A 25,908-nucleotide genomic window follows, 5' to 3' on the forward strand; every position below is an offset into this window, starting at 1 on the left:
AGGTCAATGTGGGAAGTTTTATGCGAAATTAGCTCCTTTTTAGGGGCGAAGTGGGAGATGAGTTTTTGAAATTGGAGTTTTTAGACAGCCTCTCTGGACGCTGGCTCGCATATGGTGCCCTGGCTGCTCCTGCGGGTGATCAGACCGTTTTATCGATTTGACTGAATTTGCCTTGACAGACTGAACCTGCTCCACCTATTGCCACATTTGATATCCATGTATTAGTATTAGTGGAAATGTTGGGGAGACCTTAGAGCCCTAGTAGTTGGAAGCAGGGCCGTGGGACTTTGAAGATCGGGTCGGAGGATGGGCTCGAGAGGTGGCTAATGCTGTTCAAAGGAAAAATGGGAAGCGGACTTCAAGACGAGGAGGAAAAAATGAAATGTTTATTATGTAATGGTGAAATGGAAAAGGCAACAGTTGCTTATACAGTCGACAGAAAGGGGTATCACCTATTCATTGAGGAAGTTCCCGCTTATGTCTGTTCCCAGTGTGGTGAAAGATACTTTGAGGAAAAAGAAGTCGCGGCAATCCAAGATATGATTGAAGCATTAGAAGAAAAGTTGCAAGCTATTTTAGTGGTAGCATAATTAAAAAAGTGAGACCGTTCCGATTTAGTGTGGGTAAAACGGCTAAAAATGTACTTTGACAAGGGAATATAGCTAAATTATCTTTTTGTACAAAAAGATAAGGGGTTTCCATGGCTAAAAACTGTCAAGTGTCCTCATAAGTTAAGAGATCGGAATAGGAGTTTATGAGCTTTTCAAGATGCGGAACGGGCAAAAATACCCACACTAAATCGGAACGGTACCAAAAAAGTAATCTGATGCAATTCGATCCATTGATATTCCCCGATGAAGAAGGGGCAGAGCAGGCCCTAAGCCTCTTGCGGGACTATGTGGCGGAGAAAGTGCAACTCTACGCTCCCTCCCTGATCGACTATGAGGTCCTGAACGGAGCCCTGGTGGCTTTAAGAAAGGGCCGACTGGAAAGAGAGCATTAGGATTTATGCACAAACAAGCTTTCCTTTAGGGATTGGGATTTCTCTTCCGAGACTTTTTGCTGTTTCTATCCATTCTGAAATTACTATCTCTGCATTACGTATAGCCTCTTCATATGTAGTTCCATCTGCCATGCACCCTGGCAGCTCTGGGACCTCTGCAATAAACAATCCATCTTCTTCACTCCAATATATGATCACCTCATACTTAAACATCTTTAACCTCCTTGTGAATCTTGTATTTTAAGATCAGATTTCTTACCTGTTTCACCTGATAAGCCTTTGCCCTTCCGTCTTTAAGAGGTTGAATATTCATAATTTCTAAGATTTTATCTTTAGTGAGAACATGTTTATAATGCACTCCATCCGGGAAAGGAGGGTGGCAACATCTGGCTCATAGAAGAAGGGGGAGACTACGATCTGACCTTAGAATATCGGGGTATGGATCGCCTTATGGTCTTACGATGGGCTAGCCTGGCCGCCATGCCTCTTTACCCCATACTGGTTACCCTGGATCTCTGGCCGCTGAGGAAAAGCAGAAGGTACTTTCCTCACCTTCAATAAGAGCTTCTGGAGATTATTTACATCTTGAACCATAGCAGAGGCAAGTGCAAAACTATCGGCATAAGAGATACTATATTGAGCCTTATATTCCGCTGCCTGGAATATCAATTCATTCGGCACAGGAAGAATAGCAAAGTTCAATCTTTCAGTATGGGCGCGGACTTCCAACTTTTTCTGGTCGCCAAACTCCCCTTTGGTTGAATAGATGATTTCACCTAAGTTGATAGCGTTGATGTATTTTGTAAGACCAGTCTCCTTTATGGCTTTGGCTAAAATAACCACAGGGGTACCAGGAGGCGGGACTTATCTTATCCAAGCAGTAGAAATAAATCAAGTGGCAAGACAAGCACTTCTTTATCGACAAAAAAGTCGCTTTTGGAAATAACAATTCCCTTTTTCAAGTAGCTAAAATCAGCCGGAATAACTCTTCTTTGATACTTGACCTCGATTGGCAAAGTGTCGTCTTGAAAAACAAAGTCTATCTCCCTTCTGTTTTGATAATAAAAAAGTTCCTTGCCTTTTTTGGAAATCTCTGTGCCTACCAGGTTTTCGACGAATTTGGCTAAAAAATCAGGATCTTTAAGCTTTCTAGACGCTATTTGAGAAACATCTTCTCCTCCAAAAACGAAGCTAAAAAGCAACCAGAAAATAAAGGGATCAGAACAATAAAACTTCTTGTTCTTGCGCCACAAGACCCTCTTTTGAGAGATTTCAAAGAGCGGTGCTTCTAGAAGAAAAAAGCTGTCTTTTAGGAACTGTAGATAATCTCGAGCGGTATTGTGGGAACCTAAATCAGCATATTGGGCTACCGATTGATAGGAAATGCCAGTTGCCAGAGACTCAAAAACCTTTTCCAAAATTACCCTCACCAGAACTTCTTTTTTCTCGTTCTTAGCCATTTCACTTTTGAGCCAGCTTTTATAAAGCTCAACTGTAGATGAGTTGATTGTCCCTGAGGGGGAAGATTCATTAATTACCCGAAGAAACCCACCAGTTAAGAAAAACTGTTGGGTTTTTTCTGGCAAATCAGGAACAGCCACTTTGACGCTGTGCCAGAAGTTCTTGAGGGCGGAAAATTTGCCATCAAATTTATATTGTTCTGCCTTCGGATAGAAGAGCTTAAGGAATTCGAAAAATGACAACGGATAAAGAAAAACGTCTTTTCCCTCTCCTCTTCGGCCGGGCAAATACTCGCCACTTTTTTTTAGGTGAATGCTGGTTGAACCAGTTAGAAAAAAAACGGCATTTTTACCTAGACCACTATCAATTAACCACTTAATGGCAAAAGGCCAGTCCGGAAGCGAAGAAATCTCATCTAGAAAGAGAAATTTCTTACCCCTTTTGGCTTTCACCCAATTCAAATAATCGGTCAGCAATTCTACGAGATCTTTGCGGGTCGCCAGTAAATCACAATTAAAGTAAAAAATATTGTGAGCATCATACTTAGCTAAAAGCTTTCTGATGAGGAGTTTTAAGGCCGTGCTTTTCCCGACCTGACGAGGTCCATAAATGATGTGAACCGCCCCCGTGGTCAAAGGCAGATTTAAAACAGATTGAGGATGCCACTTCAACCTGGCCTCTTCAAAATCCACAATCTTGCTATCTTTGCTGATAGCAGCTTTTGTCTCCCACCAGGGATTTTGGTTTAGAGAAAAGTCAAAAAACTCTGCCATAGTCTGTCACTCCTGATGACATAATTATGGTACTCTATGTCACTGAGATTGACAATACCTGGTCTCTTTTTAGTGAGATGGGAAAGGGGGCAGATTTGGAGTCTCCCGGAAACTACGGGGAGGGACCGCTGCCCACCCTTGCTGTACGGAGCAAACGGCAACGTGGCGTCCGGCAGTCGGAGGTCCGCTACCAGCTCTGGGGAACTGATGCTGCCGGGAACTTTTGGGAGGTGATTGTAGCACCATATCCAGAATATGGTGTGTGGCGATGTGTGACAGCATATAAGATGTCTACAACTGCCCGTAAGAGCTATCTTAGAAAAGTGAGGAGATGATTATGTCCAAGGTACCAAAGGAAATACGTGAAGCGCTCAAAAAAGAAGCTTATGAGTGGGAGGATGCTGCTCGTAGGGAAACTGCCGAGCAGATTGAAGAGACGCTTGAGGGAGCCGAACTGTTCAAGGCGACCCGACTGCCCCGTCGCCCTGTCTCAGTTCGTCTGGATCCACGGGATATCTCAATGCTCAAGCGAGTCGCCAGGCACAAGGGTATTCCTTACTCACAGCTGGTCGCAATTTGGGTACATGAGCGGATCGAGAAAGAACGACAGGTTTCTACTGACTAGCTATCTGGATGTGTACGGACATGGGCAGAATGCCTAACCTATTTTTTAGCTGATTTATCCCCAGGATTAAAATCGGGGGCTTTCTCGGCCTATTTTTGTAAAATTTTGCTCCAGGCCACAACGCCAACCCCATTTTTAGTGTGAACTAACTATAAAGGACGACTCTACTTCTGGAGCTGTTCTGGGGTATAAGAGATCAGACCTTCAACTCGCTTAAAATGTTCCACGTTCCTGGTCAAGAGAGGCAACTGGTGGCGTAAGCATATACCAGCAATAAGGACATCGCCTGGGCCTATCTCTTCTCCCTTCTCTCGCAATTGAGTGATAACCTTGCCTGCGGCTATGGCTGCTCGAAGATCCAGGGGCAAGGTTATCTCTTCCTGGAATAACACGGCAAGATCGGCCTGGCGGCGGGTCACCCGGGAGCCAACCCGCAATTCGTAAGCACTAATGGCAGTAAAGAGAAGACGGTCCTGCAACAGGAGTTCTTTGAACACCTGGGCCTGAGGCATCTGGCCCCGAAGATAATCTACAATAATGTCTGTATCTGCCACTATTTTGGGACTTCTAACTCCGTTGTGGGTGAGGGAAGAAGAAAGTGCTCTCTGGGCAGTATTATTCTCCTGGTCTACCTCATAGACCATTGTGTTCCCGCTCCTTCATATCCCAACCTGACCAGGCCGAGTCAATAGCTTCATTTATCTGCTCTGGACTTTCTTCTGCCCAGATACCCTCCAGGGCAAGCACTTTTTCCTTTCTTTTTTCCTCGTTGTGAGCCCGGGCTAAATACAGCTCCACAGCCTCTCTGACCAGATCGGAATAGCCCCTCAATCCTCTTTTGGCAGCTAAAGATAGCAACTCAGCTCTCTGCTCATCGGGTATGTCGATAGTAGTGCGCATTAAAACCACCTCCACTGTTTGGTTATGGGCATTCTAACACTTTGGTATTCTAATGTCAAGATGCGAGAGCTTTGGTCTGACGTGTAACCTAAAGCGGCTCCGGATAGAAAAATTCAATGCGTGGACAGGTTCTCTTTCTCCTTCCCGGTCTCCCTGTGTGTATGATTACCCTGCGGAAAGAAGGCGTCTAGTTCTCTATGGGCTTTAGAATATCGGGGTATGGATCGCCTTATTGTTTTGCGCTTAGCCAGCCTGGCTGCTATTCCTCTATATCTGGTACTTGTGGCCCTGGATCTCTGGCGGCTGGGGAAAAGCAGAAAGTACTTTCCTCACCTTCAATAAGAACTATAATGACCCCCATCAATGACCCTTTTGTGAATTGTAAAGTCTGACCTCTAACTCTTCACAAATCTAGACCTTGAGAAGGTCTTCAAGCGAAATGGTCTTTCCTTCCCTCAGCTCCTTCAAAGCCTGAGCGTCTGCCTTACGAATCTCCACCACAGAGGGGATATCTCGATGGATCACTCGTTCCACTATGTTATCCCAGAAATAGCGCTCTCTTAGCCTGAGAGGCAGTTAGGTGTACGTGTCAGGAGCGGAGTTGTTCCGGCTTTAGATATTGGACAGGTTCGTCGGCTACGGAGAGAATCCTCTGAGTACATACTTAACGTTCTTCCCCCTTCCGAGTCGCTGCAGATAGCCTCTTTTCACCAGATCTTCCAGATCCATCCGTGCTGTCCGATCGGGAATATTGACTAACTTTTGGTACTGAGATCGTGTGATTTCTTTTGCCTTGGCTTCCATGTGGGCAAGCAGTTGCCGTTGCCGTTGGTTAAGCTCCTCAACCAGGTATCTCCTTCCGTACAGAACGGCGACGAATCCTCCCAGCTCTTCCAGGAAGGTAGGTTCCGGCAGCCCGTATCCAAGGCACTGCTCCATGATTCGGTTTGTCCCTCTACCCCACTGTTCGATGTATTTCCACAGGAACATGGCTTTTGCCATGAGGGGGTTCCGGGGAATAGAGGGGTGAGTACCTTTGAGCGCCTCTGGGGTCAGGGGTTCTGGAAGTAACCCTGGATTTCGCACTTCCAACCGATCATCGAAGATGGAGATCTGGACGTTCGCAGAAGAGCTATAGTCTCGGTGGACTAAGGCATTGACAATAGCCTCACGGACGGCAGGAAGGGGATACTCCCACTGTTCCTCCCGCTGGATCTGATCGAGAGAGGGTACCAGTCGAATATTGCTCAGAACGAACTTCACGGCCTCCTCAATCTGAACGGTAATGGCATCTCCCAGTACTTTCATATCCAGAAACAACCCAGGCGCTGTCCCCCGAAATTTGGCACACCGAATCTCCGCCTGGGGGAAAAACTGCTGGGGGGTTTTACCAAACAGCAGAAGCGCCGCATTAGTCAGTTGGTTCTTCTGCATCAGACCGAGTCTCTCCAACACCTCCTCCACCTTCCACGGAGAAGACAATTCCAGACCTCTTTCTGCGGAAGCTTTCTCCAGGAACTTTCTGATCTTGTTCTCGTCGATGTCCTCTAGTGTAGCGTTCGCACAGATTTTGTTGTCAAAGCGCAACTTCTGCCGGTGCTTCTCCAGGAGTATACGTTCATACTCCTCCCGCGACATCTGCACCGATGACCTACCTACCCTTTTCCAGGGTCTACCAAAGGCAAGGTGGGGTTTGTTGTGACTCTCCTGCACTCGGATCACCAGAATCCTCTTGCCCTCGATCTCCTCCACCGAAAGCTCTGGGAAGATCTTGGGATCAGTGTGGTCCATGAGCATCTGGGAGACTCGCTCTACAGTACCTCTTCCCACATCTAACCCGGATACTGATCCGTCATCCCTAACACCTACCACAAGATATCCACCTCTGGTGTTGGCTAAGGCTGCGACTTCTTCAACCAGGCGGTTGAGGTCAGAAAGAGATGTCTTAAATTCGACCTTTTCACTCTCGCCTTCGGCCAGAATAGCTTGTAGATGCATCGACATTTCTCCTCTTACTGGTGCACTAGTTTGCCGGCAATAGCCGGCAACTGCCGGCAATATTATATACTCAATTCTACCTGATTGGCAAATTTAACCTACAGATGTATAACTTATGGGTTTTGTACAAAAAGTGCGCTCACTGATCAAGAGACTTAAGGCTACATAATCGCCCAGGGCCAGTCTCGCCACTTCCTTGGCTTTTTCCTATTAGCAAAGACATTATATAGCTCAGTGTAGGTTTTCCGGCGCATTCTGAAATCATCCAAAATTCTGCGATCGAAAAAAACAATTCCTGCCCTTGAATATTAAAGATGAGCCGCTTGATCAAACATGGCCACGATTGCTGAGAGAAAAGATCTCCTGGAGAGATCACGGGAAAGAATTGTCGCTGTTCTGGTCAAAGAGTACGGACCGGAAAAGATCATTTTGTTTGGGTCACTGGCATCCGGTTACGTTCACAAGGGGAGCGACCTGGACCTTGTGATCACCTGCCTTGACCAAAGCAAGATTTGCTGTTTTTATCATGATATATTCTGCACCTGTCAGTATGTGTTTTGATCAATAAAATAACACCGGAGGTGAACAGTGAAGACCCTTGTTTTAAGAGTAGTACTCAAAGAGGAAGAAGATGGGCGATGGAGTGCATCAATCCCTTCCCTTCCAGGCTGTTCCAGTTGGGGATATTCCCGACAGGAGGCCTTAGAAAACATAAAAGATGCTGCTGAGATATACCTGGAAGACAGGATAGCTGCGGGAGAGGGACTCCCAACGCCGTCGGATGAAATAGAGGTTATAGATGAGCCAGCTGTAGCAGTTTCCTTATGATTGGTAAACTCAAGAACACACCTGTCCGAGAACTTATTAGAGCACTTGAACCAGATGGATTTCCATACACCTGGCGCAAAGGCAGTCAAAGGGTCTATCGACATCATGATGGCCGCCGTGTAGTTATTCATTACCACCATGCTAAGGATACCCTTCCTCCCGGAACTCTCCAGAGTTTCCTACAGGGAACAAGATGGAGCGAGGATGACCTCAAACGCCTTGGCCTAATCACTTAAGATTCTCCCACTCTGCCCTGCCACTACAGCTTATACAAAACCTACCCTCTCCCCGTGCCACATTTGATCTTTCCTGAGTTCGATCAGGAGCTCAAAGAAAAGAATCTGGAGATGGCTGGTCTCTCCTTTCCGGAAGGCTACGGGGAGGTCTCCAGCCTGGACGCTGGCTCTCAGGTGGTGCCCTGGCTGCTGGTGCGGGTGGTTAGTCCGTTTTATGGTTTAGACTTGGACAACTGCATCATGACCTTGCTTTAACGAGCCCACCCTTAGTGAGTTTCCTTCAAGAGCAGAAAAAAACAGGCTACTTTTCCTCAAGCCAGTAAGCCTGCCGGTTGTCAAACTGGTCATCTTTCCCTGCATTCATCTTTCCAGTTCCTTTTTTATGTAATCTAAAAAAGCAGGGTATAATTTGGGCACTACTTGAAAGAACCTTTTTATATCCTGCCATTTTATATCCAGATATCGATGGGCAAGGGTATTCCTTATTTTGGCAAGTTCTGAAAAGGCCTCTGCTTCTTCTTCCTTATCATAAATACCGGAGCCTGTTTTAAAGAGAACCTCTCTTGAAGTCTCCGGGATCTCTTCCTCCTTTATGGTGAGGAACATCTTCGAGATATCTAAAGTAGCATTGATAAGACATTCAATCCATCTCTCCACTTCCAATCTCTTACTTCTCTGTGATTGATAAACCTTCCAGTCGATTTCTCTTTCATAAATTTCAAAGAATGGTAGCTCCTTCTCCAAATACTCTATATGAGGGATGAGTTTTGCTCTATCGGTTTGATGCAATTCTTCTCTCCCTATAATAGGTCTCAAACCAGTTCCTAACATATTCAGCTTCATCACTTACGATACAAAGGAAATTCATAAAAATCCCTCTATCCTTGATTATTATAGGCTTTCCTTTCCTCACAATCTCATCTGCAAGGACTGCCCTTGCCCTGTTGAGTACTACAAGATCAACCTCTTTCTTCAAGAGCCCTTCCAGATCAAGGGCAATGCTACTTTCTCCTTTATATCTCCTGTCAAAAGCTTCCCACTCTATATCTTTTTCGGGCCAGAAGTATACGGCAATGTCTAGATCACCTTCCTTGCGGAGTTTACCTCTGGCCGCTGAACCAAAAAGGAAAGCAAAGGCTACATCCTTTCTGCCTTCTAAGTAATCCTTGAGAAGGTCTAGTATTGTTCCCATCCTTCCCTCTTCAGCTCCCTGATACTAAAGACTCCCAATCCATCCTCTTAATGTCTTGGCAAAGGGGTCAGTATGACATTGAGCTCCAAACATATAGCAACATACTCAGGCTTGCTTTTGCGCACTATAGCTGTATATTCTGCTCTGTTTGTCGCTTCTCCTATCAACTTTACGTAGCAAAATTATATCACAGAATCTGAAACTCCCCTCAGAAATAGCTAGAATCAAAAGTTCTTCTCTAAATTTAGTGGAAACTAGGAAAACCCTCTTGATCTCATCCAGGATATCGACGCCCACAGGTTTCCACGATTTATTTACTTCAACGGACATATAGGATACATTAACAGAGAAAGTTGTCCCAGGAGCCAGAAGGTAACTGCGATGGTAAAGCTCGGAGAGATCAGAGAACAACATAATTTTGAACCCAAATACATCTTCTCGCAACTCCAACGAAATTTGCCGCACAGGGTTGAGTCACAAATACAAGACAGCAGATTATATAAAGCGGTCAGAATGCTTACTGAGAAGGCATATCCTACTGAAGAAATTATCTGTCTGGAGAAAGTTATTTCACTGTCAATATCTATGACAGGCACTGCATTTTCTATGCCCCCGAGGATAGGAAACTTTTACGACATATAGAATGGGATGAGCCCAAAATGTTGAAATGGAAATAAATACCAGTACAGCCGGTACGTTCTGTCAACGTTTCCCCTGGAGACCCGTGGTGCGATATGACACTGCTCATGGCTTCGCCCATAAGGACGTGATCAGAGCGAATGGCGAGGTGGTAAGCAGCCGCTCTTCTTTGAGACGTATAACATAGCTTTCACCTTTGCCACCGTTGATTTTCTAAAATGTAACTGAAAGGGGATATTAATAAAACGGATAGCTGCAACTGGTAGAATATCGGGGTATGGATCGCCTTATGGTCTCACGATGGGCCAGCCTGGCCGCCATGCCTCTCTATCTGGTACTTGTGGCCCCGGATCTGTGGCGGCTGGGGAAAAGCAGAAAGCACTTTCCTCAATAGTGAGGGCCTTGACCAAAACGTCTTCTTGTGAGATGCTAATATTTAGTTATGACTATAAGAGGTGACTAAAATGGGATCTACCAGGGTGACCATAGCTGAAGGTAAAAAGTCCTTTACCAGGCTGGTCCGGCAAACTCAGGAGGGCAAGGAAGGGGTTGTTATCACCAAAAGGGGCGAGCCGGTGGCAGCCATTATCCCCTTTGAGGAGTACCGAAGACAGCAGAAGATGGAGGCTTTCCTGGAACTTCTGGAGCTAAGGAGAAGGTTGGCCTCTTCTGGGGTAACGGCTCGAGAACTCTATGAGCAGTCCAGAAAAGAGCTGGAGGAAAGATCCTGAAAGCCTGGGTCATCGACGCTAGTGTGGCGCTGAAGTGGTATTTCCCCGATGAAGAAGGGGCAGAGCAGGCCTTAAGTCTCCTGCGGGACCATGTGGAGGAGAAAGTAGAACTTCACGCTCCCTCCCTTATCGACTACGAGGTCCTGAACGGAGCCCTGGTGGCTTTAAGAAAGGGCCGACTGCAAGGAGAGCAGATGATCCACATAGTAGAGAACTTTCAGAAGGTGGCCGTGCGCCGAGAGGAAATAGGAGAGCTCTTTCCCCGCACCCTGTCCCTCTCGGAGAGCTATGGAAGAAGTGCCTATGATGCCTCCTATCTGGCCCTGGCAGAAGCGCGGGGAGCTTGCCTGATAACGGCAGACTGCCGGCTCTACAACGCAGTAAGAAAAGAGCTTCCCTGGGTGCTGTGGATCGAAGACTATGGCAGCAGTGTAGCATCCCAAAAGGACTGTAGCCGAGAGACGGAGAGCCTGGAGAAGAGCAAGGATCATCTTTCGAGCTGAGATCTTCGGGGAGGGCTACCGGGAAGTCTCCCGCCTGGACTCTGGCTCTCAGGGGATGCCCTGGCTGCTGGTGCAGACGATCAGGCCGTTTTATAACAGAAACAGCAGCGCATAGAAAGCGGGATATGGAAAAGGCTATGAACAAGAGGTTAAAGAAGCCATTTGTGAATTACCAAAGGCGATGAGGCAGTTATTGCCCTGGCCATGCAAGAAAAAGTAAAAGAGATCATAAGCGATGATGAGGGTCGCGGGCGCAGGAAGATGAGCAATGACCTCTCTTTATTATGTGGCAGGATAAGGGGACGAAGAGGGAGGACAAGATCACGGTGGCAATTACTCTAGAAAAGAAAAGGAAAGCTTTAGAAGAGTTTACTAAAAAAATTCTTTCCAGCAAAGTTAAAGACAAAGTGGCCAAAATTGTTCTTTTTGGAAGTGTTGGGAAGAATATGGCAAATGCTGATAGTGATGTGGACCTTCTTGTTTTTGGTACCAGTAACCTGGCGGAAATTTCGGAAGCCTGCGCCCAGGCCTCTTTAGAAACAGCTATCGAATTAAAAGAGAGCGTTGAACCTCTCATTTACTGCCTGGATGATCTTAGGTTTTCTCCATCATATTTTTTATATTCAGCCTTGAAGGACGGTGAGGAGGTCTTCACCATGAAGGAAGAGGAATCAAAAAAGAAGGAAGCCTTAAACTACCAACTGTTGGCCCAGGAATACCTGGAAGGAGCCGAACTTAACCTGGAAAATGAACTTTACCGCTTAGCAGTGGATGCTGCTTACAATGCCGCCGAACTATGCGCTAAAGGTTTGCTCCTTCTTAAGCTGAGCGATATTCCCACTTCTCACGGGGGAATTATTGGTATGTTCGGGGAGCTTTTTGTAAAAACAGAAGTTGTTCCTAACCAGATAGGTCGAGGCCTAAATAGAAATCTTCAGCTTCGAAACAAGGCTCGTTATGACTTTCATGCTCTCATTACTAAAGAGGATGCGGAAAAAGCGATAGATTTAGCTAAAAAGTTAGTGGCTATTTTCAGAGAAAGTTATAATTACCCCATAGAAAACTAGACGTGTTCTTTCTAACATCTAACCCGGATACTGATCCGTCATCCCTCCCACTCACCACAAGGTATCCACCTCTAGTGTTGGCTAAAGATGCCTTCCTTTCCAATTGCAAGAGGATAGGGATGGTTGAAATAAGTGACGATGTCATCAGGGAAGCGCAGGATTTGGTCTTTAGGATCAGGATTAAAACCTTAATACCATAGCTCACAACGAGCTTATTTTCCCGGTTACCTATTATGTGGCAGGATAAGGGGACGAACAAAATGAAACAGACTTCATCGAAGGTTAAAAATCTGGACTAAGATAGTTTCTGACTTCTTTTTCTAGAAACCTTTTCACTTCTGGAGGGGAAGGCTGCTTTTCTCCTATAAATTCGATTTCAAAATCATCTAAGTCATCAAAATAGGTTAACTGTTGTAAGAAAAGCTTTTCGGAGAACCCACCCTCAAAGCGCCTCTGGGCTTCTTTGATAATTTGTTTTAGAGAAAATCCGTATTGGAGCAAGAAATAAATATCAACATAATCCCTGTATGCCGGTCTTCTGCCCAGAAGATAGGCCTTGTGGGAGGCGAGGTCCTTTATGTCGAAAAGCGGTAGTGGCAGGGTCGTTATTAATGAGTGTAACGGTGGGAAAGGGAAGTGTAAAAAGGTAATTTTTACTTGATCGTGGGTAAAGAAAGTAAGTTCGCCGCTGGTATCATTTAGAATTTGTATTTTTTTCTTACCAAAAGTTGCCAACACCTGCTGTTTTACTTTTGAGCTAATTGGACGCTCCGTTAAAAGGTCAAAATCATAAGATTTTCGGTGTCCTAACTGTAGGGCCAGGGCAGTTCCACCACCCAAGACCGCCACTTTACCAAACGCAGAAAGCTTTTGAAAGATTTCTTTTCTTTTAGGGTCGAGTAATTGGTCCAAAAACATTTTTGATATAGCGCTCCTTAGAAAGTCTGGCATCTTCAATTTGGAGAATATATTTTTGGAGGAAGTTCAATCCTGGGGGAGAATAGAGCGGCTGGGGTTGTTTAAGAAAAATGTGGCGGACTTCTTCGGGCGAATATATGTTAAAAAGAAGTTTAATATCACTAAGGGTACCAAAGGCAAGAGTTTGGTGGATAATGTAGGCCTTGTCTTTTACAATATCAAGTTTCTCAAAATTAGCCGACCAAAATAGCTTTTTTAGTTTTTCCAGGGAGGGTTTCTTATTCTCCATACTACCTATTATATTGCTTTCTTGCCTTTTTGGCCAATGAGGGTTTGGATCGGCATCTGGGGAGCTAGTGGAGTTTCTCTGTGCCAGAACCACGACCTGTCCTCTTAGCGGAAGCTGTGTCTAGTCATTGTGGGCCTGATCCTTCTCATGGGTACCGACCTGGCTCCTCTCTTCAGGAAGACCGGGGAGATGGCCGGTCTCTCCTTTCCAGAGAGCTATGGGGAGGTCTTGAGCCTGGAAGCCGGCTCTCAGGAGGAGCCCTGGCTGCTTGGGCGGGTGATCGGGCCGGTCAATGTTCCCTAATCTGCAAGAGTCCAAGACCACTCTGAGGTTTTGAATCAGAAACTACTTTCCTCATGTGCTGTGCTACAATGGATCTTGGCTATGAAGATACTTTATGTGGCCCTCAATCAAAGCTATAAAGCCAAACACGCCGGCTTTACCCATGTCTATAATGTGGCCCGGGCTTTTCAAAAAAGAGGTCATGAGGTCCAGGTGGCGCTGAAGCCGGGAGGAGCTGACAGAAAGAAGGGAGCCACTTTTCAGGAGGACGGCCTGGTCTACCATCTGGAAGATTGGTCTGCCTTAATTGTGAATCTGCCCAGGTTCATAATTTCTTTTATCTCTGCCTTAGGAAAAGTTAGAAGATGGAAAAAGGAGTGTGGCCTGGATTTGATTTATGAGAGGTATGAGCTGACCAGGACTCATTTTGGAATTATCGGTAAGCTCCTGGGCATCCCTACCCTTTTGGAGGTTAACATCCCCATCCTGGAGGTTAGATTTGGTAAAAAGAAAGTTCTCTATAAAATCCTGAAAATCTTTCAAAAGGCTCACTTTAGTCTTTACCAGGGCTTAATAACTCAGACCGAATCTTTAAAAAACATATTGCAAGACGATTTTAAAAAGGAGATAGTAGTAGTTCCCAACGGGGCAGACCCCCAACTTTTTAAGCCTCAACCAGGGTCTGATGAGAAAAGAGCGGATCTTGGGTTAGGCCAGGAAGAGAGAGTGATCGGCTTTGTGGGCTCTTTTATGCCCTGGCATGGTCTTCAGGATCTGGTAGATGCTTTTGAAATAGTATGTCAGAAAGATAACTCGGTCAGGCTGCTGGTAATAGGGGGGAGCAGAGACCAGATAGGACAGCTCATAGAAGGCAACCGAGATAAACGAGCTCTAAAAAAGATAATCTTCTTAGGAGAGATAGACTACCCCCTTATACCCGCCTATTTAGATCTCTGCCAGGTGTTAGTGGCCCCTTTTAACACCAAAAGAGATGAGGGCAGAAGGAAGTTATACGATAAATATGGGTTTTGGTGGTGCCCCATAAAGTTATTCGAGTACATGGCCATGGCCAGGCCTGTGGTGGTCTCAGATGTAGGAGAGATCACCGCCTATTTAGATGGAGCGGGGTTGACATATCGAGAGGGGGATACCAGGGGATTGGCAGAAAGCATACTCAGACTGCTGAATAACTTAGAGGAGTCATCCAGGATGGGAGAGAGGGGGAGAAGGCTGATCCTGGAGAAGTATAGTTGGGAGCTTCATGCCCGAAGGATTGAGCAGATACTCACCGCGCTGGCATAGGCCAGCTCGAGGTGTAGATCCGCTGAGAAAAAATAGAAAGTACTTTCCTCATGTGCCATACTACAATCGGTCTTAAGCTATGAAGAGGTTGCCGTGAGGATTCTTCATCTAATTTACGATGACCTGGATAATCCCTGGTGTGGAGGGGGTGGGAGTCAAAGATGTTGGGAGATCAACCGTAGATTAGCGAGACACCACCAGATTACCATAGCCACGGGTAACTTTCCCGGAGCAAAGGATGAGGAGAAAAATGGGCTGCGCTTCATCCGGGTGGGCTCCGCAAAGAACTATCTTCTGAGCCGGCTCAGCTATACTTTTGGAGCCCGCTATGTGATCCAGAAAGAAGACTTCGACCTTCTAATAGACAGCTTTTCTGCTTTTGCCCCTACTTTTTCTTCTTTTTTCACCGACAAACCCAAAATCCTAAATTTTTATCACCTCCTGGGAAGCCATGCTTTGATAAAATATCCGCTCTTGGGGTTTTTCCCCTTTTGGGCAGAAAGATATGCCAGCCGGTCTTATAAAAATATAGTGGTGATCTCTAAGAGCGTCCAGGAACTCCTGGAGACAAAATTTAAGAAGGAGCGTGTTTATTTCAGCCCCACCGGTTTTGATAGTAGCCTGCTAGATCTGCCGGTGGGGGAAGAAAACTACCTCTTGTATTTGGGGCGTCTAGATATATATATGAAAGGGTTAGATCTTCTCCTGGAGGCCTTCTCTAGCCTGTCTCCCAGGTATCCTCATCTTAAGCTGATCCTGGCCGGAAAGAGTCAAAAAAGAGATGCCAGAGCGCTGGCCCAACTGGCTTTACAAAATCAGATTTCGGACCAGATAGAAATTTTAATCAATCTGGATGAGGAGCAAAAGAAAAGGCTCCTTTCGGGATGCCTCTTTTTTTGTATGCCCTCCCGTTTCGAGGGTTGGGGCATTTCAGCTATGGAAGCTGCTGCTTGCGGAAAAGCGGTGGTGGGAAGCGATATTCCTGGCCTCCGGGAAGCTATCCTTCAGGAGAAAACGGGTATTCTGGTCAGACCCAGCGATCCAGAAGCTCTCAGCCAGGCCATGCTAAGATTGCTAGAAGATGCTGAGTTCAGGAAAGAGCTTGGGTTGAGAGCTAAGGAGCGAGCCAGAGAGTTCAGTTGGGATGCCATAGCCAGAGAGATGGAGAGATATTACCAAAGGGTACTCTCAGAGCAATAACTCTTGCCAGGTAGTCGGTTACCTCCACCGTGGAGAGGTGCCTGGCGATTTAGCGACCGGATTGGCCTTGAGTGGAGTGCTGAGGCCTCCACGGGTTTCAAAGTGGAGGATGCTGACCTGAGGTGGAGCTAACCAATTACCCCCCAACTCTTATAAGCTTGATTTTCTCTATCGGCACCGACCTGCCCCCTCTTTACGGAGAGGGGGATGACGGTGGGTCTCTCCTTTTCTGTGTTAGAATAGTTCCATGCCCAAGATAGCTTTCTTTACTGCTTTTAACTGTGGTATCCCTGAAGTCGAGAGTTTTCAGAAAGAGATACTGCCTGACATTTTGGCTGAGTTTGATGTGGACCTCTTCACCACTGATCTTTCTATCCCCCTTCCCCCAGAGCTGGAGGATCGGGCCAATGTATATTCCTACAGGGATTTTGTTCCCATATCATCCTTCAAAGAATATGATCTTCTTCTGTATCAACTAGCTGGCTGTCCTGAGTTTGAGCTTGTCTATGATAGTTGTCTTCAATTCCCGGGCCTTATCCTCTTAGAAAGCTTCAACTTGAGCGAAATGTTGGTAAGGAAATGGCTTTCTTTAAAAGAAAAAGAAAAATTCAGAGGGGAGATGGAGAAGTGCAGTGGCCTCAAAGGTAAATTAGTGGCTGATGATATTCTGGCAGGCCGCTTTGACTCCTATCGAACTAATCTCATAAAATATCCTCTCCTGGAAAGAGTAATTAATCTCAGTCTGGGAATAATCGTCCGGAACCGGTTTGTCTTTAACTTTATCAGGAGAAAAAGAGAGGACATCCCGCTGTTTCTGATTCCCCATAGAGTTAATGTTCTGGAGAGGTCACAACGCTCTCAGGAAGAACCGGATACTCTTGTAGGTGATCCCTCACGGATTGCTGAAGTATTAAAAGGGGAGAAAGATTTCGTTGTTTTTGTGCATGGCCATACTCAAGAGCCTGGATCTGCTGAGTCTATGATAGGCGCTTTCGAAAGACTGCTAGATTTTTTCCCTCAATCTGCTTTGATAATCCAGCCCAGCGAGCTATCTAAGGTGGAGAAGGCTTTTGAAAAAAATAAGCACAAGGAAAATATTTTTATGTTACCCGGGATGGACCCCTTTACCATTCCTGGGTTGGTAAATCGCCTGGACCTGATCGTGGACATAAATCTTCCTTATTGCGGTGAAGTTTCCCTGCTTACTCTTAAACTTATGGCCCAGGGAAAACCCACTCTCTTTTTCGACAGAGGCGCTTATCGGGAAATTCCTCAGCACTGTGCCATTAAAATTAACCCTGAGCTTGATTTTAGGAGCCGGATAAATTATTTTCTGCAGCTTTTTGCTCATAACCGGAGGCTGGCTAAAGCGGTGGGCCAGGCAGGCAGCAGGTATGTGGAGCAGCAGTTTTCCGGCCAGGGTGGCAGTGACGCCTATCTCAGTTTACTTAGAGATTACTTTAGTAGTAGACAGATGTGGAAAGAAGTAGGGCAGGAGTCCCGGGAGGTTATCGGAGAGAAGGTCAGAGAACAGGCCAGGGCTGGGCCGAAGAGAGATGCTATTCAAGTTGATCCTGAGCTATCAGATTTTGCAATATCTCTCTATCGGGAATTAAAGTTTCTGGGTTTTGCTGGAGATGATAGTTTGGTGGAGGACATTCTTGAGGCTGCAGCCGAGGTGGCTTTGTAGCTTCGTCCTCTTAGACAGTACATCAGGGATTCCTTCTGGCGCGGACTCTGCGCAGCAAGGCATAGATGCGGTAGGGAAGGGTGCGGTGGTATCTATCCAAAGTTGCTTCTAGCTCTCTTATCCTGGATCGGGTCTCCTCCAGTTCCTTATCCCTCAGCTCTATCACTGATTTCATCTGTTTGATCTCCGGGTCTTTGTTGTGGATCAACCTGTCCTTATCCCTAAGTACGTCCTCCAGGTGGGAGATGTGGGAGTCCCTTTCCTTTTCAAAGCCTATCCTTTGGCCCTGGTCAGGGGCCAGGTAGGGGTTATTTACCCAGGCCCGCAAGGGTTCGGTGGTCCTGGCGTAGCTGAGATTATGGCAAGCAAACTCTCTACCTGACTCTCCTTGTTGCCTGACTTTTTCTCTGTGGTTGGCCATCCAGATTATCTGATCTTGCAGTCCAGCAGCATCTCCCGGTCGGAAGGTAAAGCAGACTCCCTCTCGTTCCAGGATCTGAATGCTCTCACAGACCCTGGTAGAGAGAATAGGCAGACCTGCCCATAGCCATTCCATAACTCTCATTTTGCTGCCCAGCTTCACTTCATAGATATCCTGATCAATATTGATGCCCACATCGGCCTCCAGGTAGTAGCTCCTGGCCTCCTCTATCGGTAGCCAGCCTTTCATAATAAAGTTGGCCGAGCAGGAAGAGTTTCGGATTAAGTCCAAGAAATGGAAATAGGTCACCTCATCCTGTCCCTTGATCTCTCCTCCAGTGGAGAGAAACTTTATTTTGGGATTAGTCTTCATAGCTCCCTCCAGAGCCCTAAAGAGGGTGTCCACATCAGCCCAGGTATTGTAGCCCCCGCTCCAAAGAACCACAAAGTCGTCCCGGGCTACCTCTGTGCCCCGAAGGGCGGCCCTGTTGTAGGCCAGTGGCGTTTCTGGAATAGCTTCAAAGATAACGTGAACAAAGTTGTATCCATTAGTGTACTGATTCAGGCGTCCCCGGGCCCCCAGCTCACCAATCACAGCATAAAGCTGGGGAGTGGAGACACAGGAGAAGACATCCCCCTTGTCAATGACATGCCTTTCCTGGTTCCAGTAGTTGTAAAGAAACTGATCATCCTTGTCTACGGCGGCTTTGGCCTGGGCTTCGGCCATGGCGTGGCCGTGCAGATCAGCCCAGAAAGGTTTTTTGTCCTTCAGGCGGGCTGCCTGATAGCAGGGCAAGAGGTTAGTGGCCACCAGACAATCTGGGTCAAACTCCTCCACGATATGGTGTATGATCTGGGGATCAGTGAAGGTAGTAAAATCAAGGGAGTAGTAGAGAAAAGGCCTTTCTTTCTTAATTAGTGGTTCTAGCTCCTGAACAGCAAAGGCCTGCGGGACCCTCAGGCAGACCAGGCAGACCTCATGTCCATCATCCAGAAGAGGTTTGGTGAGTTGCCAGGTGCGCAGGCCCAGGGCCGAGAGGTAGTTGGTCTTTTCAAAGGGGAGGGGGTTGTTGCCCAGGATAAGCACTTTGGTCATAGTCTACCTCGCAGAGTTCTCTTACACCGCCCAGGCAGGAATTAGATAACTCTGGTCTTTCTAAAATCAAAATAATCAACTACTGGCTTGAAGTCTAGATACTCACCAGGATTTGTTCTTCATAATCTACCCGAAATTTGGGATCTCTTTGATCCAGAATCTTGCCTTTTACGATGCCATCATATTGAAAGTCAAGCGGTGTTTGCTGCAAGAAAACCAGGTCTAATTCCTTTTCTAAGGTCGTGGGGAAAATATCAGCAAAGACATCATATAGTTCAGTGTAGGTTTTCCTACGCATTCTGAAATCATCCAAGATTTTTCGATCAAAGAAAACAATTCCGATATCGATATCACTCAAAGGAGTTTGGATCCCTAGAGTTTGAGAGCCAAAGATGTAAACCAAACCAACTTTTAGTCGCTCGAGTTCCTGAGCTGGAAGCTTTATCCTGGTCATCGTCTCACCAGAGACCATTATACCTGTTTTGGCAGGGAAACGAAATCGAACCAGCTCCTTTACGGCCTATCTCTATGTTGGTTTGTTGGTTGCAGCCGTCAGCTAATGTATAATAGGGTGGAAATAACGGGTGGGAGAAAACCCTTTCTAAAAGTTGGACAAAGGAGTTTTTATGGTGCAAAACTATGCACTGCCCAGAGTGTCGGTTATCATTCCCAATCTGAATGGGCGAGAATATCTCAAGGACTGTCTGGACAGTCTTTATGTCCTTAACTACGATCTGGACCAGATAGAGATCATAGTGGTGGATAACGGGTCCACCGATGGGTCAGTAGAGTTTGTTCAGAAGTCCTATCCTCAGGTAATGCTCATTCCCAATAAAGAGAACATCGGCTTTGCTCCGGCCAACAACCTGGGAGCACGCCAGGCCTGGGGAGAGTATGTGGCTTTTCTCAACAATGATACCCGGGTGGATGCGGACTGGCTGAAGGAGCTGGTGGACGCCATATACCTGGATGATGAGGTGGTCTGTTGTGGTTCCCGGGTGTTGAGCTGGGATGGGAAGACTATCGATTTCGTGGGCAGCATGCTTAACTTCGAGGGCAAAGGCTTTCAGATAGATTATGGAAAGCCAGTTCGAGAAGGAGAGCACGACGTCCCCCGCTACTATCTCTTCGTAAATGGTGGAGCCATGCTGGTGCGCCGGGATGTGTTTCTGGATGTGGGGGGCTTTGATGAGGACTTCTTTGCCTACTATGAGGATGTGGATTTTGGGTGGAGGCTGTGGGTCATGGGGTATAAGGTGCTGTGGAACCCCAAATCTGTTGTTTATCACCGACATCATGGCACTTCCGATCGCTTTGGAGGCGAGAAGCGGCGCTTCCATATGGAGCAGAACGCTCTCTATGCTATATATAAAAACTACGATGATGATAACCTGGGTCGGATCCTGGCTTCCTCCTTGCTAACCCAGCTTAACCGGGTCTTTGTCAGCTCTGATCTTTCTCCGGAAAGCTACCGGTTTAACTATAAGGGTGAAGTTCAGGATTATGAAAGGATACCCCGGGAGGCTGCTTCCTCCCTGATGGCGGCTCGAGAGTTTATAATTAACCTGGACCGCCTGATGGTTAAGCGGCAGCAGGTGCAGAGCAGAAGGAAACGCTCCGATAAGACCATCCTTAATTATTTCAAGGGTGAGTTTCTGGCCATATCTCCCAGCCCGGAGTACCAGGAAGCTCAGATCAAGATTCTGAAAGCTCTGGGGATATATGATGTTTTTAGTAAAGAGGGAAGGCAGAATCTCTTGATCCTGGCCAAAGAGAATATAGGTAGACAGTTAGCCGGTCCAGGTATGCGGGTGTGGAATCTGGCCTCGGTCCTGAGCGAGTATGCCAACGTCAAGCTGGCTGTGCCAGGCAAGGTGGAGGTCAAATCCACCGAGTTCGAGGTGGTAAGTTACGATAAAGAGAGCTTGAGGGATCTGGCATACGCCGCCGATATAATCTACGCGGGCGGCACCACTTTCGTATTCCATCCAGTCCTAAAGGAAATCAATAAACCCCTGATTATCGATATCTATGATCCTTTTAACCTTTCCTCTCTGATCGAATATCGAGATCATCCTATGGATGAACAACTTAAGACCAACACTTCGGTAAGGGACGCCATAAACCAACAACTTTACTATGGTGACTTCTTCATCTGCGCCAGCGAGAAGCAGCGGGACTATTGGCTGGGAATGCTCTCCGCCCTGGGCAGGGTGAATCCTTATACCTTTGGTGAAGATCCCACTTTGAGAAAACTGATAGATGTGGTTCCCTTCGGCCTTCCCACCAAGCGACCCTTGCACTCCCGACGGGCACTGAAAGGAGTAGTGCCGGGGATCGAGGCCGATGATTTTGTGCTTTTGTGGGGAGGAGGTATTTACAACTGGCTTGATCCCCGAGTTCTGATAAAGGCCATGACCAAAATCTGGGAGATTCGGCCGGATATTAAGCTTTTCTTTCTGGGAGTCAAACACCCCAACCCTCAGGTGAAGGAGCTGGCTATGGTGAATGAGACCGTCTCTCTGGCTAAAAGCCTGGGCATATATGAGAAGAATGTGTTTCTTAACTTTGGATGGGTGGAATACGAGGACCGGCAGAATTATCTTCTGGAGTCAGATGTGGGAGTGATATCCCATCCTGAGCACATCGAGACCCGCTTTGCCTTCCGCACCCGGGTTCTGGACTACATCTGGGCCCACCTTCCTATTATCACCACTAAAGGAGACTCACTGAGCGACCTGGTGGAGGAGGAGGGCCTGGGCCTGGCGGTGAAGGAAACCGATGTAGAGGCCATGGTGGAGGCCATATTGAGGATGGCCAGCGATAAGGAATTTTATCAGAGCTGTGTCCAGAATCTGGAGCGGGTGGAGCCCTGCTTCAGATGGAATGAGGTGAGCAAGCCCCTTATTCGTTTCCTGCAGGATCCCCGCATCTCCGCCTCCAAGAAAAAGCATCTTGCCTCGGGTCAGGAGGAGATACCTCGGCCGATGGCGAAAGTGGGGCAAAGAAAAGGGTTTTCTTATTATGTAAGGAGGTTGTTTTATCATTTGCGCCGCAGTGGCTGGCGAAAGACCGGGGAGTATGTGGCCAATGTGGTGAGAGGGAGATAATATTCTTTGGAATAGTCAGGTAGGTCCATGAAAGTATCTATCATCATTCCGCTCTACAACGAGGAGCACACTATACTGGAGGTTCTGGATAGGGTTAAGGCTGTTGATTGCCGGGAAGTCTCTTACGGCTCTTGGGGCTGGCAGAGGAAAAAGGGATCCCAGTCCTTCTCTTGGGGGGAGGAAGTCAGCTTTCTCTTATCTGTCCCATCAATGTTCATAATTATAATGTCGTCGCTGTCCCTTATGCCTGCCGCATAGACTATGTATTTACCGTCAGGGGAAAAGGCAGGATGAGAGTCTTTTTCTTCAGGGTTATCGGTAAGCTGGACGATGTTGGATCCATCATAGTCCATGATGAAGATCTCCTGGTGCTGGCGACCACCACCTCCTGCATATCCCACATAGACGATCTTCTTTCCATCAGGCGAGATGGCAGGCATTCTCTTGCGGCTCCCAGCATTGGCTATCTTTCTCAGGTTACCGCCGGCAAAATCGATAATGTAAAGGTCCTCACCTCCTACCGGGCCGGACTCGAAGACAATCTCTTCCTTGAAAGGGTGAGCGGCAGGGTGCCAGGAGTCACCCCCGGCGGTGAAAGTGAGTCTTTGGACATCCTGGCCATCGGCGTTCATGCGGTATGTCTCCCAGTGCCCCTCCCGGTCGGATTAGAAGAAGATAAATCTTCCATCGAAGGACCAGGTGACATTGGCGTCCTGCCGGGGATGAGTGGTAAGGCGAGTTATCTCTGATCCGTCCGGATTCATGACAAAGATGTCCCAGAGGCCATCAGGGGTGGTAGAGGTGTAGGCTATCTTGGTTCCATCGGGAGATGGAACCGGATAGATGTCTTCTACCTGGTTGTAGGTGAGCCGGATGAGGTCGGACCCGTCAGGGTTCATGCTATAGATCTCTGCACCTGCACCCTGGCCAATGGCAAAAATGATTCTCACCTCAGAGCATTCTCGTATCTGCGGCTCCTCCGTAATAACAGGGGGAGTCTAACCCTCGCCAGGAGAAGGCTCACCAACAGTTGTTTCTTCCTCGCCGGTATCTGCTACTCCTCCCAGGCCCAAAAGGTTCAACTGCAGAGCTACTGCAGAGAAGAGGATGGAAAGGCCGACCAGGAAAAGGACGGCCAGAATCACGCCCAGGTTTTTCCTATCTCACCCTCCCTGGCCAACATTATGCCAGAAGTGGAAGTGAAAGACAAGGATTTCGAGTACATTTCTGATGATATCAACGAATTACGATTTGGAGTACATTTTCCAGTATAAATTGGTTCTGCCTCCTCTTTTGAAGTAACCATCCCATAATCGGGGGCACCCATCTCAATAACCATTGAGTACCGATTTATGTCCCATCGATAAGGACTTTTGTCTTGCTCATTTTAAATGGGCGAATTGACCCCCGCTTTTGGAACGGTTACCTTTGAAATAACTCTTCACCTTTTCTACCCTTTCTGGGTCTCACCCTGGGCAGATTTTTTATGTTTCCATCCCAGGTAGGTGAGCAGAGCCAGGGCCGCACCCAGGGAGAGAGCCGAGACAGTCACTCCGATCATAAGGTCGCGGGGGCGGTATACTATACGGACCAGGTGTTCTCCAGGAGGGAGATAGAGGGCCCTGAAGTTGTAATTTGCCCGCAGCAGCTTCTCCTCCTGACCATTTACAAAGGCCTGCCAGTCGGGATGGTAGGAGTCCAGCACCACCAGATAGCTCTCCTGCTCAGGCCTGGCTCTGAGGATGATCTCATTTTGTCTATATTTGACTATTTCCACCTCTGGAGGCATTGGAGGGGAAGAGGTAAGCGACCCACCCTGGCCCAAGGTTTTTCCCTTTTCTAGAATGACCTCTTGCTGGAGTTGGAAGGTTGGGTCATAGAAGAGAGTCTCCAGGATTTTCCTGTCCTCCGGGATGATCCGGGAACGATAGACCAGAAAAGCCCGAGGTTGTTCCTCCAGGTAACGGTAAACTTTGATCTCCCGGTCGTAGGCCAGGGCCAGGGAGTCGATCCAGCCCGGGGGGACAATCATGGGATTGCCCCAGCCGGGAGAGTCATTCTGGTCATTGGCGCCAGCTTCGGTCACCAGGGTCAAGATTACCTCCTGCCCTACCCAGGGGGAGAGATCTTCCATCTGGCGGTACCAGCGCCGATCGGCCTGGTTATTGATAGGATCTATGTGTTGGACGAAGATCTCCGTTTTTCCAACTTTCTCTACCTGATCCAGGTCTGTCTGGCCTTCCCCTGGATTGCCCTCCTCTTGAGGACTCTCCTCCTCTACTGGCTGCAGCAGGATGCGGTAGATGACACCGTCTCCTTCTTCCTCATTCCAGGTCGCGGGATCAGTAGAGAGGTAGAAGATGAGCTGAGCCGGGAAGTCTGGCAGGCGGGTTCGGAAGGAGATAGTAGAGTTAGGGGAGGTGAGGATCATAGGGATATGGTGTTCCTGGAAGCGCCAGTTGCCCGGCTTCACCATCTCAGGCTGGTCGGTCTGGACCTGAGCTTCCTCCAACTGGTCTACGAAATAGCCCCGGGAGGTAAGGTAGGAGTCGCTGAAGATGAAGCGGATGTTCAGCAACTGAAGAAGGCGGGGATAGAGCTGGTCAATGCGCATCTTGCCGTTGATGGCGATGCTGCCTTTCCCCTGGGTGAAAGCGATAAAGTCGGCGTATCTTTGCGGAAGTATGGGGTCGTAGCCCTCGGCATCCTGAAGGGAATAGACCCAGGCGGAGTTAGAGGGGAGGGCATGGCCGATGCCCAGGACCCGGAAGATTCCGGGATCCTCTTTCACCATCTCCAGACCGGGGGTGGAGAAATAGATCTGATCGGGAGGACTGGTGGTATTGTAGTCGATGCCGAAGGCAAAAAGGTCAGCGATGGTCAAAAGGGGAAAGAAGGCCAGGAGAGTCCATTTCAGGACCGGTCCCCTCAGCCCTCTGTGCCCAAGACTGACCAGAGAGGTGGCTTTTAATTTAGACTTGCCTTGCTTCACTTGTCTGGATCTGACCCAAAGGCCATAGGCCAATAGGACCAGGACAGAGGCGCTCAAAAAGATAACAAAGTGGAGCAAAGGGCGGTCGCTCAGGAGAGGCAGCCAGCTCTCCAGGTGGCGGAGACTTAAGGGAAGACCTTCCACCCGGTGGAAGGTCCAGACAGCCGCTCCACTTAATAGAGCTGCCAGGAAGATAGTGGTTAAAGTTAAACGAAGCATGCCAGGGCTGGTTCGGCGATTCATATGCGGGATGGCAGTGTTTGGACTACTGGCGGATGAGTCAGGATTTCCTTTTGGCTGGGGCTTCAGCAGGCTGTAGTTTGTGCTCCGGTTCTGGCCAGTCCAGCTCTCCAGGTAGCTGAGGCCAAAGCCGGCCAGAAGGCTTAAGCTTATAGGGAGGAGAGCCAGGATGCGCAGTATATTTCCCTTGTCGAAGAAGGGGATAGTGTTGGCCAGGGCGTCCTCCAGGGGTGTCCCGGCTGCCACCAGGATGACCACCAGGCCCAGGAGAAAGGCGTAGAGCACCTCTTTTCGGCGGATTTGGAAAGTGGCCAGGGCGGCAAGAAAGAGAGGAAGAAGACCGACGTACCTGACTGTTTCAGTGAAATTGCCACGGATCAGACCCCCACCTCCAATGAGAGCCCTATAAAGGG

Annotated in this window: 37 protein-coding genes and 1 pseudogene; 19 read left to right on the top strand and 19 right to left on the bottom strand. The window is 47.7% G+C overall.

The window, feature by feature from the left end:
• Nucleotides 1–287 precede the first annotated feature (287 nt).
• Nucleotides 288–590: a type II toxin-antitoxin system MqsA family antitoxin gene (locus HW443_RS02435; RefSeq protein WP_258188345.1), complete on the top strand. Its 303-nt coding sequence runs from the start codon at nucleotides 288–290 to the stop codon at nucleotides 588–590.
• Between the two features lie 164 nt (nucleotides 591–754).
• Nucleotides 755–1,003, top strand: coding sequence for a PIN domain-containing protein (locus HW443_RS02440; protein ID WP_176236851.1), 249 nt, complete (start codon nucleotides 755–757; stop codon nucleotides 1,001–1,003).
• 3 nt (nucleotides 1,004–1,006) lie between these two features.
• Here HW443_RS02440 and HW443_RS02445 read toward each other — a convergent pair whose 3' ends face one another.
• From HW443_RS02445 to HW443_RS02455, 4 genes and pseudogenes are all read right to left on the bottom strand, one after another.
• Nucleotides 1,007–1,216 carry a type II toxin-antitoxin system HicB family antitoxin gene (locus HW443_RS02445; protein WP_176232028.1) on the bottom strand — a complete coding sequence of 70 codons (210 nt, stop codon included), beginning with the start codon at nucleotides 1,214–1,216 and terminating at the stop codon, nucleotides 1,007–1,009.
• Nucleotides 1,209–1,331, bottom strand: a pseudogene (locus tag HW443_RS13810) (type II toxin-antitoxin system HicA family toxin); the annotation flags it as partial. The gene HW443_RS02445 and the pseudogene HW443_RS13810, both read right to left, overlap by 8 nt.
• 128 nt (nucleotides 1,332–1,459) lie before the next feature.
• Nucleotides 1,460–1,846 carry a type II toxin-antitoxin system VapC family toxin gene (locus tag HW443_RS02450; protein WP_176235827.1) on the bottom strand — a complete coding sequence of 129 codons (387 nt, stop codon included), beginning with the start codon at nucleotides 1,844–1,846 and terminating at the stop codon, nucleotides 1,460–1,462.
• 26 nt (nucleotides 1,847–1,872) lie between these two features.
• The gene (locus HW443_RS02455) at nucleotides 1,873–3,237 is read right to left on the bottom strand and encodes an ATP-binding protein (protein ID WP_176226635.1); all 1,365 of its coding nucleotides are present in this window, start codon (nucleotides 3,235–3,237) and stop codon (nucleotides 1,873–1,875) included.
• A 26-nt stretch (nucleotides 3,238–3,263) separates the two neighbouring features.
• Here HW443_RS02455 and HW443_RS02460 point away from each other — a divergent pair, with 26 nt between their 5' ends.
• Both HW443_RS02460 and HW443_RS02465 read left to right on the top strand, forming a co-directional pair.
• A complete protein-coding gene (locus HW443_RS02460) occupies nucleotides 3,264–3,572 on the top strand; it encodes a hypothetical protein (RefSeq protein WP_176237876.1) in 309 nt (102 codons plus the stop codon).
• Nucleotides 3,573–3,574: 2 nt separating this feature from the next.
• Nucleotides 3,575–3,862 (top strand): hypothetical protein, encoded by a 288-nt coding sequence (locus HW443_RS02465; RefSeq protein ID WP_176229735.1) that lies wholly within the window; start codon nucleotides 3,575–3,577, stop codon nucleotides 3,860–3,862.
• 164 nt (nucleotides 3,863–4,026) lie between these two features.
• On the opposite strand, the gene HW443_RS02470 is transcribed toward HW443_RS02465, so the two are convergent.
• Together HW443_RS02470 and HW443_RS02475 are read right to left on the bottom strand one after the other, a co-directional pair.
• Entirely contained in the window at nucleotides 4,027–4,506 is a 480-nt protein-coding gene (locus tag HW443_RS02470; protein ID WP_176236848.1) for a type II toxin-antitoxin system VapC family toxin, read from the bottom strand.
• The gene (locus HW443_RS02475; protein ID WP_176236847.1) at nucleotides 4,496–4,762 is read right to left on the bottom strand and encodes a ribbon-helix-helix protein, CopG family; all 267 of its coding nucleotides are present in this window, start codon (nucleotides 4,760–4,762) and stop codon (nucleotides 4,496–4,498) included. The genes HW443_RS02470 and HW443_RS02475 overlap by 11 nt, the downstream gene beginning before the upstream one ends.
• Nucleotides 4,763–4,981: 219 nt before the next feature.
• On the opposite strand from HW443_RS02475, the gene HW443_RS13265 reads away from it, so the two are divergent.
• Complete coding sequence (locus HW443_RS13265; RefSeq protein ID WP_258188957.1) at nucleotides 4,982–5,104, top strand: hypothetical protein; 123 nt, start codon at nucleotides 4,982–4,984, stop codon at nucleotides 5,102–5,104.
• 69 nt (nucleotides 5,105–5,173) lie between these two features.
• On the opposite strand, the gene HW443_RS13270 is transcribed toward HW443_RS13265, so the two are convergent.
• Together HW443_RS13270 and HW443_RS02480 are read right to left on the bottom strand one after the other, a co-directional pair.
• Nucleotides 5,174–5,296, bottom strand: a complete 123-nt coding sequence (locus tag HW443_RS13270) for a hypothetical protein (protein WP_258188956.1) — start codon at nucleotides 5,294–5,296, stop codon at nucleotides 5,174–5,176.
• A gap of 102 nt (nucleotides 5,297–5,398) precedes the next feature.
• On the bottom strand, nucleotides 5,399–6,760 hold the full coding sequence (locus HW443_RS02480) for an AlbA family DNA-binding domain-containing protein (RefSeq protein WP_176236846.1): 1,362 nt from the start codon (nucleotides 6,758–6,760) through the stop codon (nucleotides 5,399–5,401).
• A 333-nt stretch (nucleotides 6,761–7,093) separates the two neighbouring features.
• Between HW443_RS02480 and HW443_RS02485 the strand changes: the two genes are divergently transcribed.
• From HW443_RS02485 to HW443_RS02500, 4 genes are read left to right on the top strand one after another with little or no spacing between them, the layout of a single operon-like run.
• Complete coding sequence (locus tag HW443_RS02485) at nucleotides 7,094–7,321, top strand: nucleotidyltransferase family protein (RefSeq protein WP_176235301.1); 228 nt, start codon at nucleotides 7,094–7,096, stop codon at nucleotides 7,319–7,321.
• 27 nt (nucleotides 7,322–7,348) lie between these two features.
• Nucleotides 7,349–7,588, top strand: coding sequence for a type II toxin-antitoxin system HicB family antitoxin (locus HW443_RS02490; RefSeq protein ID WP_176235300.1), 240 nt, complete (start codon nucleotides 7,349–7,351; stop codon nucleotides 7,586–7,588).
• Nucleotides 7,585–7,824 (top strand): type II toxin-antitoxin system HicA family toxin, encoded by a 240-nt coding sequence (locus tag HW443_RS13815; protein WP_176235299.1) that lies wholly within the window; start codon nucleotides 7,585–7,587, stop codon nucleotides 7,822–7,824. Before HW443_RS02490 ends, HW443_RS13815 begins: the two co-directional genes overlap by 4 nt.
• Before the next feature lie 54 nt (nucleotides 7,825–7,878).
• Nucleotides 7,879–8,079, top strand: coding sequence for a hypothetical protein (locus HW443_RS02500; RefSeq protein WP_176235298.1), 201 nt, complete (start codon nucleotides 7,879–7,881; stop codon nucleotides 8,077–8,079).
• 105 nt (nucleotides 8,080–8,184) lie between these two features.
• On the opposite strand, the gene HW443_RS02505 is transcribed toward HW443_RS02500, so the two are convergent.
• Both HW443_RS02505 and mntA read right to left on the bottom strand, forming a co-directional pair.
• Entirely contained in the window at nucleotides 8,185–8,655 is a 471-nt protein-coding gene (locus tag HW443_RS02505) for a HepT-like ribonuclease domain-containing protein (RefSeq protein WP_219857220.1), read from the bottom strand.
• Nucleotides 8,597–9,016, bottom strand: coding sequence for a type VII toxin-antitoxin system MntA family adenylyltransferase antitoxin (gene mntA, locus HW443_RS02510; protein WP_176235296.1), 420 nt, complete (start codon nucleotides 9,014–9,016; stop codon nucleotides 8,597–8,599). The genes HW443_RS02505 and mntA overlap by 59 nt, the downstream gene beginning before the upstream one ends.
• A 381-nt stretch (nucleotides 9,017–9,397) precedes the next feature.
• Between mntA and HW443_RS02515 the strand changes: the two genes are divergently transcribed.
• The 5 genes from HW443_RS02515 (at nucleotide 9,398) to HW443_RS02530 (ending at nucleotide 11,956) form a co-directional block, all read left to right on the top strand.
• Complete coding sequence (locus HW443_RS02515) at nucleotides 9,398–9,658, top strand: hypothetical protein (protein WP_176237877.1); 261 nt, start codon at nucleotides 9,398–9,400, stop codon at nucleotides 9,656–9,658.
• Between the two features lie 25 nt (nucleotides 9,659–9,683).
• Nucleotides 9,684–9,842 (top strand): DUF7718 family protein, encoded by a 159-nt coding sequence (locus tag HW443_RS14290; protein WP_455423484.1) that lies wholly within the window; start codon nucleotides 9,684–9,686, stop codon nucleotides 9,840–9,842.
• 277 nt (nucleotides 9,843–10,119) lie between these two features.
• Nucleotides 10,120–10,386, top strand: coding sequence for a type II toxin-antitoxin system Phd/YefM family antitoxin (locus HW443_RS02520; protein WP_176232030.1), 267 nt, complete (start codon nucleotides 10,120–10,122; stop codon nucleotides 10,384–10,386).
• A gap of 11 nt (nucleotides 10,387–10,397) precedes the next feature.
• Entirely contained in the window at nucleotides 10,398–10,889 is a 492-nt protein-coding gene (locus tag HW443_RS02525; RefSeq protein WP_258189792.1) for a type II toxin-antitoxin system VapC family toxin, read from the top strand.
• A gap of 326 nt (nucleotides 10,890–11,215) precedes the next feature.
• Nucleotides 11,216–11,956 carry a HEPN domain-containing protein gene (locus HW443_RS02530; protein WP_176231203.1) on the top strand — a complete coding sequence of 247 codons (741 nt, stop codon included), beginning with the start codon at nucleotides 11,216–11,218 and terminating at the stop codon, nucleotides 11,954–11,956.
• Nucleotides 11,957–12,238: 282 nt separating this feature from the next.
• Here HW443_RS02530 and HW443_RS02535 read toward each other — a convergent pair whose 3' ends face one another.
• Together HW443_RS02535 and HW443_RS13820 are read right to left on the bottom strand one after the other, a co-directional pair.
• The gene (locus tag HW443_RS02535; protein ID WP_176231202.1) at nucleotides 12,239–12,874 is read right to left on the bottom strand and encodes a nucleotidyl transferase AbiEii/AbiGii toxin family protein; all 636 of its coding nucleotides are present in this window, start codon (nucleotides 12,872–12,874) and stop codon (nucleotides 12,239–12,241) included.
• On the bottom strand, nucleotides 12,846–13,163 hold the full coding sequence (locus HW443_RS13820; RefSeq protein ID WP_176231201.1) for a DUF6922 domain-containing protein: 318 nt from the start codon (nucleotides 13,161–13,163) through the stop codon (nucleotides 12,846–12,848). Before HW443_RS13820 ends, HW443_RS02535 begins: the two co-directional genes overlap by 29 nt.
• 129 nt (nucleotides 13,164–13,292) lie before the next feature.
• On the opposite strand from HW443_RS13820, the gene HW443_RS02545 reads away from it, so the two are divergent.
• From HW443_RS02545 to HW443_RS02560, 4 genes are all read left to right on the top strand, one after another.
• Nucleotides 13,293–13,466: a hypothetical protein gene (locus HW443_RS02545; protein WP_176231200.1), complete on the top strand. Its 174-nt coding sequence runs from the start codon at nucleotides 13,293–13,295 to the stop codon at nucleotides 13,464–13,466.
• A gap of 81 nt (nucleotides 13,467–13,547) precedes the next feature.
• Nucleotides 13,548–14,747, top strand: coding sequence for a glycosyltransferase family 4 protein (locus tag HW443_RS02550; RefSeq protein WP_176231199.1), 1,200 nt, complete (start codon nucleotides 13,548–13,550; stop codon nucleotides 14,745–14,747).
• 93 nt (nucleotides 14,748–14,840) lie between these two features.
• Nucleotides 14,841–15,947, top strand: coding sequence for a glycosyltransferase family 4 protein (locus HW443_RS02555; RefSeq protein WP_176231198.1), 1,107 nt, complete (start codon nucleotides 14,841–14,843; stop codon nucleotides 15,945–15,947).
• Between the two features lie 247 nt (nucleotides 15,948–16,194).
• Nucleotides 16,195–17,637, top strand: coding sequence for a glycosyltransferase (locus tag HW443_RS02560; RefSeq protein WP_176231197.1), 1,443 nt, complete (start codon nucleotides 16,195–16,197; stop codon nucleotides 17,635–17,637).
• A 22-nt stretch (nucleotides 17,638–17,659) separates the two neighbouring features.
• Here HW443_RS02560 and HW443_RS02565 read toward each other — a convergent pair whose 3' ends face one another.
• The gene (locus HW443_RS02565) at nucleotides 17,660–19,153 is read right to left on the bottom strand and encodes a glycosyltransferase (protein ID WP_176231196.1); all 1,494 of its coding nucleotides are present in this window, start codon (nucleotides 19,151–19,153) and stop codon (nucleotides 17,660–17,662) included.
• Nucleotides 19,154–19,247: 94 nt separating this feature from the next.
• Nucleotides 19,248–19,607, bottom strand: a complete 360-nt coding sequence (locus HW443_RS02570; protein WP_176231195.1) for a nucleotidyltransferase domain-containing protein — start codon at nucleotides 19,605–19,607, stop codon at nucleotides 19,248–19,250.
• A gap of 172 nt (nucleotides 19,608–19,779) precedes the next feature.
• Between HW443_RS02570 and HW443_RS02575 the strand changes: the two genes are divergently transcribed.
• Nucleotides 19,780–22,263: a glycosyltransferase gene (locus HW443_RS02575; protein ID WP_176231194.1), complete on the top strand. Its 2,484-nt coding sequence runs from the start codon at nucleotides 19,780–19,782 to the stop codon at nucleotides 22,261–22,263.
• Between the two features lie 122 nt (nucleotides 22,264–22,385).
• Here HW443_RS02575 and HW443_RS02580 read toward each other — a convergent pair whose 3' ends face one another.
• From HW443_RS02580 to HW443_RS02600, 5 genes are all read right to left on the bottom strand, one after another.
• On the bottom strand, nucleotides 22,386–22,895 hold the full coding sequence (locus HW443_RS02580; RefSeq protein WP_176231193.1) for a TolB family protein: 510 nt from the start codon (nucleotides 22,893–22,895) through the stop codon (nucleotides 22,386–22,388).
• Nucleotides 22,896–22,928: 33 nt separating this feature from the next.
• Nucleotides 22,929–23,213 carry a TolB family protein gene (locus HW443_RS02585; protein ID WP_176231192.1) on the bottom strand — a complete coding sequence of 95 codons (285 nt, stop codon included), beginning with the start codon at nucleotides 23,211–23,213 and terminating at the stop codon, nucleotides 22,929–22,931.
• A 48-nt stretch (nucleotides 23,214–23,261) separates the two neighbouring features.
• On the bottom strand, nucleotides 23,262–23,408 hold the full coding sequence (locus tag HW443_RS02590) for a hypothetical protein (RefSeq protein ID WP_176235290.1): 147 nt from the start codon (nucleotides 23,406–23,408) through the stop codon (nucleotides 23,262–23,264).
• Entirely contained in the window at nucleotides 23,405–23,602 is a 198-nt protein-coding gene (locus HW443_RS02595) for a hypothetical protein (protein ID WP_176235289.1), read from the bottom strand. The genes HW443_RS02590 and HW443_RS02595 overlap by 4 nt, the downstream gene beginning before the upstream one ends.
• A gap of 111 nt (nucleotides 23,603–23,713) precedes the next feature.
• Nucleotides 23,714–25,908, bottom strand: a 2,195-nt coding sequence (locus HW443_RS02600) for a YfhO family protein (RefSeq protein ID WP_176237879.1), incomplete at its 5' end; no start/stop codon positions are given.

Source organism: Candidatus Hakubella thermalkaliphila (assembly GCF_013281975.1).
Taxonomy (GTDB): Bacteria; Actinomycetota; Humimicrobiia; order Hakubellales; family Hakubellaceae; genus Hakubella; species Hakubella thermalkaliphila.

Coding starts and splice junctions, on each gene's coding strand:
- HW443_RS02440 (WP_176236851.1), top strand. CDS start 755: ATGAGCTTTTCAAGATGCGGAACGGGCAAAAATACCCACACTAAATCG.
- HW443_RS02445 (WP_176232028.1), bottom strand. CDS start 1,216: ATGTTTAAGTATGAGGTGATCATATATTGGAGTGAAGAAGATGGATTG.
- HW443_RS02455 (WP_176226635.1), bottom strand. CDS start 3,237: ATGGCAGAGTTTTTTGACTTTTCTCTAAACCAAAATCCCTGGTGGGAG.
- HW443_RS02460 (WP_176237876.1), top strand. CDS start 3,264: ATGGTACTCTATGTCACTGAGATTGACAATACCTGGTCTCTTTTTAGT.
- HW443_RS02465 (WP_176229735.1), top strand. CDS start 3,575: ATGTCCAAGGTACCAAAGGAAATACGTGAAGCGCTCAAAAAAGAAGCT.
- HW443_RS02470 (WP_176236848.1), bottom strand. CDS start 4,506: ATGGTCTATGAGGTAGACCAGGAGAATAATACTGCCCAGAGAGCACTT.
- HW443_RS02475 (WP_176236847.1), bottom strand. CDS start 4,762: ATGCGCACTACTATCGACATACCCGATGAGCAGAGAGCTGAGTTGCTA.
- HW443_RS13265 (WP_258188957.1), top strand. CDS start 4,982: ATGGATCGCCTTATTGTTTTGCGCTTAGCCAGCCTGGCTGCTATTCCT.
- HW443_RS02480 (WP_176236846.1), bottom strand. CDS start 6,760: ATGCATCTACAAGCTATTCTGGCCGAAGGCGAGAGTGAAAAGGTCGAA.
- HW443_RS02485 (WP_176235301.1), top strand. CDS start 7,094: ATGGCCACGATTGCTGAGAGAAAAGATCTCCTGGAGAGATCACGGGAA.
- HW443_RS13815 (WP_176235299.1), top strand. CDS start 7,585: ATGATTGGTAAACTCAAGAACACACCTGTCCGAGAACTTATTAGAGCA.
- HW443_RS02505 (WP_219857220.1), bottom strand. CDS start 8,655: ATGTTAGGAACTGGTTTGAGACCTATTATAGGGAGAGAAGAATTGCAT.
- mntA (WP_176235296.1), bottom strand. CDS start 9,016: ATGGGAACAATACTAGACCTTCTCAAGGATTACTTAGAAGGCAGAAAG.
- HW443_RS02515 (WP_176237877.1), top strand. CDS start 9,398: ATGGTAAAGCTCGGAGAGATCAGAGAACAACATAATTTTGAACCCAAA.
- HW443_RS14290 (WP_455423484.1), top strand. CDS start 9,684: ATGGAAATAAATACCAGTACAGCCGGTACGTTCTGTCAACGTTTCCCC.
- HW443_RS02520 (WP_176232030.1), top strand. CDS start 10,120: ATGGGATCTACCAGGGTGACCATAGCTGAAGGTAAAAAGTCCTTTACC.
- HW443_RS02535 (WP_176231202.1), bottom strand. CDS start 12,874: ATGTTTTTGGACCAATTACTCGACCCTAAAAGAAAAGAAATCTTTCAA.
- HW443_RS13820 (WP_176231201.1), bottom strand. CDS start 13,163: ATGGAGAATAAGAAACCCTCCCTGGAAAAACTAAAAAAGCTATTTTGG.
- HW443_RS02550 (WP_176231199.1), top strand. CDS start 13,548: ATGAAGATACTTTATGTGGCCCTCAATCAAAGCTATAAAGCCAAACAC.
- HW443_RS02560 (WP_176231197.1), top strand. CDS start 16,195: ATGCCCAAGATAGCTTTCTTTACTGCTTTTAACTGTGGTATCCCTGAA.
- HW443_RS02565 (WP_176231196.1), bottom strand. CDS start 19,153: ATGACCAAAGTGCTTATCCTGGGCAACAACCCCCTCCCCTTTGAAAAG.
- HW443_RS02570 (WP_176231195.1), bottom strand. CDS start 19,607: ATGACCAGGATAAAGCTTCCAGCTCAGGAACTCGAGCGACTAAAAGTT.
- HW443_RS02575 (WP_176231194.1), top strand. CDS start 19,780: ATGGTGCAAAACTATGCACTGCCCAGAGTGTCGGTTATCATTCCCAAT.
- HW443_RS02580 (WP_176231193.1), bottom strand. CDS start 22,895: ATGAACGCCGATGGCCAGGATGTCCAAAGACTCACTTTCACCGCCGGG.
- HW443_RS02595 (WP_176235289.1), bottom strand. CDS start 23,602: ATGGTTATTGAGATGGGTGCCCCCGATTATGGGATGGTTACTTCAAAA.